Raw genomic sequence first — 4,821 nt, 5'->3', positions numbered from 1 at the left:
GTGCCGGAGCGCGCCCCCACCGCGCCGCCGTGCGGTGCCCGAACGACACCTGAAGTCACGAGACCCGACGCCCCCACACCCGACGCGACGACACCCGCCGGCCACGGCCCTCCGAACGAGGCGGCGGTCCACGCCCTGCTGGACACCCAGGTCGGTTCCGTCGTGGTCCTGGACGCCGACCACCGCGTCTCACTCGTCACCCCCGCCGCCTCCCGGCTGCTGCCTCGGGCGACGCCGGGGGCGACCGTGGCCGAGGCGCTGCCCGCCTGGCTCGCCGACGCGGACGGGACCGGGCGGCGGGCGGCCCAGCACGGTCCACCCGGCCGTCGCACCAGCGCGGACCGCGTGGACCTCCCAGGGGGCCGTCGCGCCTGGCTGATGTACGCCGGCGAACGGACCTCCTGGCGGGAGCGCTGGCGCACCGAACGGCAGCGCTCGGACTTCCTCGTCCGGGCCTCCGCCTCCCTGCTCACCACGCTCAACTGGGAACGCTGCCTGCGGTTGACGGCCTCGCTCGCCAGCGAGGAACTCGCCGAGGTCGCCGCCGTCGTCGCGCCACGCGGCCACCGGATCGAGGTGGTGCTCGCGCGGGGCGGCGAGGTGGTCGCGCAGCGCGGCCTCGCCGAGGACGTGCACGAGGTGCCGGGCCTGGCCGACGCGATGGCCGGTTTCCCCCCGGTGCCCGCCCGCTGGGTGAGTCCGGAGGAGACCCCGGCGTGGCTGCTGCCCGACGGCTTCGACAAATCCGGTTCCATGGTGGTCACCCCGCTGCCGGGCAACGGGGTCGCGGCCGGCGCGCTTGTCCTCGTCCGAGGGCACGGCCAGGCGCGCTTCGACGAGGAGGAAGAGGTCCACGCCCGGGTCTTCGCGGCGCGGGCCGGCGCCGCCGTCTCGGCCGCCTCGCTGTACTCGCACGCCGCGGAGACCGCCGCCGTCCTCCAGCGGGCGCTGCTGCCCCCACCGCTGGCCACCGTGCGGGGCCTGGACCTCGCCGCCGCCTACCGGCCGGCGCTGGAGGCCGACCGCATCGGCGGTGACTTCTACGACGTCCACCCGGCGGCCGCTCCCGGCGGGGAGACGTTCCTGTTCCTCGGCGACGTGTGCGGCAAGGGCGCGTCGGCCGCCGTGCTGACCGGGAAGATCCGCAACACCCTCGACGCCCTGCACCGGGTGGAGAGCGACCACCTGCGGCTCCTCACCCTGCTCAACGAGTCGCTGCTCGAAGCGGACGACGCGCGCTTTGTCACGCTGGTCCTCGTCGGCGCCACTCCGCTCCCCCACGGAGGGGTGAGGCTGCGCGTCACCGCGGCCGGCCACCCCAGCCCGATGGTCGTCCGCACCGACGGCGCCGTCGAGCCGGCGGCCTTCGACGGCACCCTCGTCGGGGCGCTGCCCCGGATCACGGCCCGCACCCGGGAGGTCCGCCTGGGACCGGGCGACGCGTGCCTGCTGTACTCCGACGGCATCACGGAAGCGCGTGGAGGATTGGACGGGACGATGTTCGGGGAGGAGCGGCTGCGGGACGTCCTCGGCGAGTGCGGGGCACTGCCGGTGGAGGCCACCGTGGAGCGGGTCGACATGCTCGCCTCGGACTGGCTGCGGCAGGGAGCGCGCGACGACATGGCGCTGCTCGCGGTCGGCGCGCCGCGTCACCGCCGGCTGCGCGCGGTCGAGGAGAGCGATACGGGAACGGGACGGTGAGATGACCGGTACCTCGCCCGGCGGGCTGCGCCTGCCGGAAGCCGGGCTGTCGCCACCCGCCGAGGCGTTCTTCGAGGCCGTCGCGGCGGCCGACGAGCCAGGCGCGCTCACCGTGGTCCGGCGGGCGCTGGAGGTGGACACGTCCGCCGAAGAGGTGCTGCTGGAGGTGATCGGCCCGGCCCAGGCCCGGGTGGGAGAGGAGTGGGCGGCCGCCCGTCTGAGCGTGGCGGAGGAACACGCGGCCACCGCGATCAGCGACCGGGCCATCGCGTTCCTGTCCTTCGCGGTGCCCGAACCCCGGTCCCGTCACGCTCCGGTGCGCGGCCGGGTCACGGTCGCCTGCGGCGACGGGGAGTGGCACGCCCTGCCCGCCAGGCTGGTCGCCGAGACCCTGCGGCTGCGCGGCTGGCGGGTCGACTACCTGGGCGCAAACGTGCCGACCACCCAGCTTGTGCTGCACCTCCACACCACCGGGGCGGACGCGGTCGCGCTGTCGTGTTCGGTGCCCGTCCGCCTGCCCGGCGCCCACGCGGCCATCACCGCCTGCCAGTCGGTGGGGGTCCCGGTACTGGCCGGCGGCGCGGGCTTCGGCCCGGACGGCCGGCACGCGAGGACGCTGGGAGCCGACATGTGGGCGCCGAGCGCGCCACTGGCCGCGGAGCGGCTCGCCGCGCGGAGCGCCGGAGGGCTCGCGGCCGCCCCCCGGCTGCCGAGCGACCCGGCCGACCGCCTCCCGCACCTCGCCGACCAGGAGTACACCCACCTCCGCAAGTCCTACGCGCCGCTTGTCGCCGCCATGATCACCCGGCTGCGGGAGCGGCACCCCGAGGCGGCCGGCTACGACGCCCGGCAGCTGCGCCTCACCCACGAGGACCTCGGCCACCTCGTCGACTTCCTCACCGCGGCCCTCTACGTGGACGACTCGTCGCTGATGACAGAATTCCTCGTCTGGACCGCGAACGTGCTGCGGCCCAGAGGGGTTCCGGCACGGCTGCTGACCGCCGGGCTGGACGCTCTCGCCGCGGAACTCCGCGAGTTCCCGCGCGCCACCGCGATGATCGCCGAAGGACGCCTCGCCCTCACCGGCTCGACCCAGGAACAGGAATGACCCAAGGGACCCCCTTCACTGTCGACGTCCACGACGAACCGCCCGGGACGCGTCTGTTGCGTGTGCGCGGCGATGTCGACATGGAAAGCGCGCCGGAGTTGCGCGGCGTGGTCGGGCACGAGATGGCGCACCTCTCCCCCGGCGACACCCTGGTGATCGACCTCGGCGGGGTCGAGACCCTGGACTCCTCCGGGCTGTCCGTCCTGATCATGGCGAAGCGGCACAGCGACACGGCCGGTGTGACGCTCGCGCTGCGGAACGTGACGCCCCACCAGGAGTCCGTGCTGCGGCGTACCGGGCTGGCGGCCTTCCTGCTGGACGCGGGGCACCTCGCGGACCGCGCGCGCGGGCCGCTCGAGGACTCCGTCGGCGGCTGAGACACCACCGCCGGCCCCCGAACCGAGAGGCGGGGCCGGCGGTTCGGCGTCCCGAGGTCAGCCCTCCCCGTGGTGCGGCCGCCGGCCCGGCGGGTCCAGCTCCAGGCGCGGCCAGTCCGCGAGGTCACGCAGCAGCTGCCGGTCGTGAGTGGCGACCACCACGGCGGCGCTGGTGCGGCGGATCGCCTCGGTCAGCGCGTCGACGAGCACGGACGACAGGTGGTTGGTCGGCTCGTCGAGCAGCAGCGCTCCCGGCCGCACGGCCAGCGCCAACGCGAGGTCCAGACGCCGCCGCCGCCCCTCCGACATGCGGTCGACGGGCGTGTGCGCACCGTCTCCGTCCAGCAGGCCGAGCGCCCCGAGCGGAACGGCGTCGGCGTCGCGGAGCACGCCTCGGGCGACAAGCCGCCCCACGTGGCGGCGGTGCACCTCGTGGGCGGTGAGTCCGGGTTCCCACTCCGCGGTCTCCTGGGTGACCCGCACGACGCGGGCTCCCTTCGCCGTGCGGACCTCCCCTCCGGTCGGCTGGAGCGCGCCGGCCAGCGCCGCGAGCAGCGTGGACTTACCCGCCCCGTTGGGGCCGGTGACAAGTAGTCGGTCGCCGCCGTCCACGGTCAGGTCGACGGCGTCGGCCAGCCGTCCGGCCACCGTGAGGCCGTGGGCGCGCAGCAGCGGCGCGCCCGGCCGCACGCCCGGGTCGGGCCAGTGGAACGCCGGCGGCGGCTGCGGCACGTCGATCCGGTGCGCCTCCAGAGCCTCCTGTTGCCTTTTCAGCGCCTGGACGACGCCCGGCGCGCGGGACTGGCGCTGGTGCTTGCCGGTGCCCTTCTCCGGTCGCCAGCCGGTGGAGAGCCGGTCGCGGGCCCGGGAGACGGCGTCGCGCAGGCGCCGGTGCTCCTGCCGCTGCTGCTCGTGGTCCTGTTCCCACCGCTCGCGCTCGCGTCGGCGGGCGGCCTGCCAGGCGTCGTAGCCGCCGGCGTACAGGCGCGGTCGGCCGTCGCGACTCGGGTCGAGGTCGAGGAACCGGTCGGCGACGTCGCGCAGCAGTGCCCGGTCGTGGCTGACGACGGCCAGGCCGCCGTGGTGTTCCCTCAGGCCGCGGGTGAGGAAGTCCAGTCCGGCGGCGTCGAGGTGGTTGGTCGGCTCGTCGAGCAGCAGCACGTCGTGCCGGGCGCCGAGCAGGCAGGCGAGCCGGACCCGGTAGCGCTGTCCGACGGAGAGCGCGGCCAGTGGGCGGTCGCGCTCGGGGCAGGCGCCGAGCGCTTCGAGCGCGACGTCGACACGGCGTTCGGCGTCCCACGCGTCGAGCCGGGTCGCGGCGTCGAGCGCGGCGGCGTACCGGTCGCCGGCGGCGCGGTCGCCGTCGGCCATGGCACGGGTCGCCTCCTCCAGTGCGGCGAGGGCGGCGAGGGAGGGCGCCAGCGCCTCCGACGTCAGGGTGCCGACGGTCTCGCCGTCGCGTGCGGCCAGTTCCTGACGCGCGAGGCCGAGTGTGCCGGCGCGCCGCACGGTGCCCTCGTCCGGCGTGAGGAGGCCGGCGAGCAGGTGCAGCAGGGTGGTCTTGCCGCGGCCGTTCTCGCCGACGACGGCGAGGCGCGTCCGGGCGGAGACGGTGACCGAGACGTCGTGCAGGAC

General features: G+C 75.8%; 4 protein-coding genes. 3 read left to right on the top strand and 1 reads right to left on the bottom strand.

Going from position 1 to position 4,821, the window contains the following annotated elements; translation table 11 throughout:
* The 3 genes from GL263_RS21700 to GL263_RS21690 form a co-directional block, all read left to right on the top strand.
* Nucleotides 1–1,701, top strand: a 1,701-nt coding sequence (locus GL263_RS21700; protein WP_323379514.1) for a PP2C family protein-serine/threonine phosphatase, incomplete at its 5' end; no start/stop codon positions are given.
* Nucleotide 1,702: 1 nt separating this feature from the next.
* On the top strand, nt 1,703–2,809 hold the full coding sequence (locus tag GL263_RS21695) for a cobalamin B12-binding domain-containing protein (protein WP_182857421.1): 1,107 nt from the start codon (nt 1,703–1,705) through the stop codon (nt 2,807–2,809).
* Nucleotides 2,806–3,186, top strand: a complete 381-nt coding sequence (locus GL263_RS21690) for an STAS domain-containing protein (RefSeq protein WP_182857420.1) — start codon at nt 2,806–2,808, stop codon at nt 3,184–3,186. The genes GL263_RS21695 and GL263_RS21690 overlap by 4 nt, the downstream gene beginning before the upstream one ends.
* Before the next feature lie 57 nt (nt 3,187–3,243).
* Here the strand turns inward: GL263_RS21690 and GL263_RS21685 are convergent.
* Nucleotides 3,244–4,821: ATP-binding cassette domain-containing protein (locus GL263_RS21685; protein ID WP_228456729.1), on the bottom strand; the 1,578-nt coding region annotated here is incomplete at its 5' end.

Origin of the sequence: Streptomyces durbertensis (assembly GCF_014156695.1) — a bacterium.
Lineage (GTDB): Bacteria > Actinomycetota > Actinomycetes > Streptomycetales > Streptomycetaceae > Streptomyces > Streptomyces durbertensis.
Note: the sequence above shows the minus strand (reverse complement) of the source record. Positions and strands in the feature narration are given on the sequence as shown.

Coding starts and splice junctions, on each gene's coding strand:
- GL263_RS21695 (WP_182857421.1), top strand. CDS start 1,703: ATGACCGGTACCTCGCCCGGCGGGCTGCGCCTGCCGGAAGCCGGGCTG.
- GL263_RS21690 (WP_182857420.1), top strand. CDS start 2,806: ATGACCCAAGGGACCCCCTTCACTGTCGACGTCCACGACGAACCGCCC.